Consider the following 3070-nt stretch of genomic DNA (forward strand, 5'->3'; position numbering starts at 1 on the left):
TCTATTGCGATATACGCAATAGAAGTTTCTCGGCAAATTAATCTCTGCATTTCTGGCAAAACTCACTATATTCACGAATGGGGAAAGATTGACAAACTGGAAAGTCTCTTCTCTACCCTATTTCCGTTTATTTATTAAGTTTCAAGAATTAAAATTCAAGTTGACAATTACCAAAAATATTTGATATTAAAAACAAATAGGCGATCGCTACAAATAGACAAAGTCTAATTGAAAAATATTTTCCAGAAAATTTACTAACTCCTTCCTTACCTTATATAAGTTACTAATTTCTTCCTTATTACTTCTTCCTTATTTGAGGCGATAGCTAAAAAATAGAAGGTCTTATTAACAAAACAGACACTCAATGAAAAATATTTTCCAGAAAATTTATAAACCTCTTCCTTCTTCCCTCTTACTTCTTCCTTCTTCCTTCTTTATTAATTCCTGTTGTAAACGATAAATTATTGTATCCGGTTCTACCTGACTTAAAATATCCTGAATAACTATATCTTGCCCCAAAGATCCCCAAGTACAACCCCTTTCCAAATAAACTTTAGTAGCACTACCAATAGCATAAGTTCCATAAGCAGCAATAGAAGCTTGAGTAATAGCAACTCCAGCATAAGAAACAATATCAACCTTTCCTAAACCTAATAATAAACTACTTCCCAAATCACCCAACAATATACCACCAGCACTAAAAATAATTATTTTCCAAAGTTTACCTGCTTCATAGCTAGTCATAGGCAAATTATAAAGACGAGACAAAGAGCGAATTAATGATAAATCTATTACAGTCGTTCCCACTACATCAATAATAGAAATAGGATTAATAGCAACAGCTAACGCTTTATACTTAGCAAAATTCCAAATTAAATCATCAGCTTCATTTTGTTTAACCTTAACAGTTTTATGAGCAATATTTACCTCAGCTTCTCTAGCTCGAACTAACGCATTTAAAGCTAAAAGCGATCTCCCTTCCCGCTCTAAAATAGTAATTATTTTTTGTTTTAACTCATCTATTTGAGGAGGCAAAGTTTCCCACTCGTGAGTTACATTACCATCAGACCATTCAATTCTTACAGGTATAGGAGTTGGTTCCGCAGCCACCATTACTACTTCTGAAGGAGAGTAAGTATCCTCTAATTCTCCTAACTGATGAACAGCCAGATTTTGTAAATTTTGATAAATTTCTTCTCGTTCCGTTTCTGAATATAAATCAATTTTATTAAATACTAAAATTAACGGTTTTTTAGCCTTCCGTAACTCAGACAAAGCATCATATTCAGTCCGAGTAATATCCCCAGAAACAACAAATAAAATTAAATCAGCTTGACGAGCAACTTCCTTTGCCATTTCTCCACGAACTTGACCCGCAACTTCATCTAATCCCGGAGTATCTATTAAGTCTACTTTTACTACTTCTTGTTGATTGGAATTAACAAAAATATTGGGAGTCCATCTAATAGAACGTGGCCATTGAGTCACACCATTAAGAGGACCTGTTTCTAATATTTTTTCACCTAATAAAGCATTTAAAACTGCTGATTTACCACGACTTACCAGACCAAAAACAGCTATTTGAATCACTTCTTGGTCGAGCTTATCAATATTTGATTTTAATAAATCTAATTGAGTTTTGATAGTAGATGGTAATTCAGAGTCGATTGTTTTTTGTGAGACATCTTGCCAGACAGAATATCTATTTAAAGCTTTTCGTAAACTTGCTCTAGCTCGCTTCCAGTGAAGTTGACCTTGTTTACGATAACTTTCTGTTGATTGAGAATTTTCTGTAATTATTTCTGGGTAGATATTTGAGTTATTCAAGATTAGACTTGCCTTAGATAATTTAGTAGGAAATTAAAGTGTCATTATAGCAATTAGGACTGACCTATCAGCTTTTTATTTATATATTAAACTTCGGTATCAGAAATGATTGAGATTAACTTAAAAATATCAAGTTTATCTTAATTTTACTAGCTATATAAGTTGATAATTTACTTAATAAATTATCATATTTTGATACTGAAGCATTCCAGTAATTTTTACGGAAATAAGGTCATCTAATTTGGTATAAATTCTACTTGTTTCAAGTAAAATTAATCTAGATAGAGATTTAACTTTCCTTTTTGCTCCACCTATCGTTATCAAAATATTATAGTAATCGGGAGTTATTTATGATAATTTTATTTTTTCCTATTCCCACTAATCACTGTCTCCTCAAAGTCTACAATATCTCACAACTTAAATAGGACTGCTATAGCAATCGGTACTAATGATCTAATGTTCTCAAATCAATTGGCATAATTTATGAAAGACTTCTCATTGAGTTTAGGGAAAAGGTTGATAATTAGTATAAGTTTACTTTTTCAGATCAACATGAGTGAAAATTCCAATAATTTAGAGTTGATAATAGTGATAGATGGTCAATCTATTAGGGATCTAGAATTTCTATCAAATTGGAAAAATTTGGTAATAATTGAGATTAAGAACATTCTCGAAAAAAATAATTATCAAATCACTCAGAGTAAAAGAAAAAAATATTTTTCTTAGACAGAGTGTTTAGAAATGGACATTGAGCAAGAATATTTTGATAATTTGGTAAGTTTCATAAATTGGGAAGAATTGGTAAGAGGTAAAATTAAATAAATTATCAAAGAAAATTATGCTCAAATAGATGAATATAGCTCTTATGACTTTAGACTGAGTTTGTTGCAAGTAGCAATAAATTAAGAAGACTATGAAAATTTGGCACGCTTAAAACATTGGGAACAATATAGGTTTACTATTAAGTCATATTGTTATTTATCAGTAGGTTGTTAGATACTCCCTACAAATTCTAAATTGACTAGTTATCTAGCACAGGTATCTATTTCCTATTGCCATATTATTTTGCCGGAGTAAGACAACTTCTAAATTTTTATCCTGTGGCAAAACATGACTTATTAGTGAAGAAGCAAAAGACTTGAGAAAATAATTTTCTTGGGTTTACCTAAACTAAATACCCTTTGCAGAATTTTTCCGAATTTCTCAAGTTTCACAAAATTTAGTATCTGTGGAAGTAGGGAAA

The 3070-nt window shown here is 30.9% G+C and carries 1 protein-coding gene; it reads right to left on the bottom strand.

Annotated elements, in window-relative coordinates; all coding sequences use genetic code 11:
- Nucleotides 1-387: 387 nt before the first annotated feature.
- Complete coding sequence (locus ACP6PL_RS11125; RefSeq protein ID WP_426545330.1) at nucleotides 388-1830, bottom strand: GTP-binding protein; 1443 nt, start codon at nucleotides 1828-1830, stop codon at nucleotides 388-390.
- Between the last annotated feature and the right edge of the window lie 1240 nt (nucleotides 1831-3070).

Source organism: Dapis purpurea BLCC-M126 (assembly GCF_050015975.1).
In the GTDB taxonomy this organism is placed as follows: Bacteria; Cyanobacteriota; Cyanobacteriia; order Cyanobacteriales; family Microcoleaceae; genus Trichodesmium.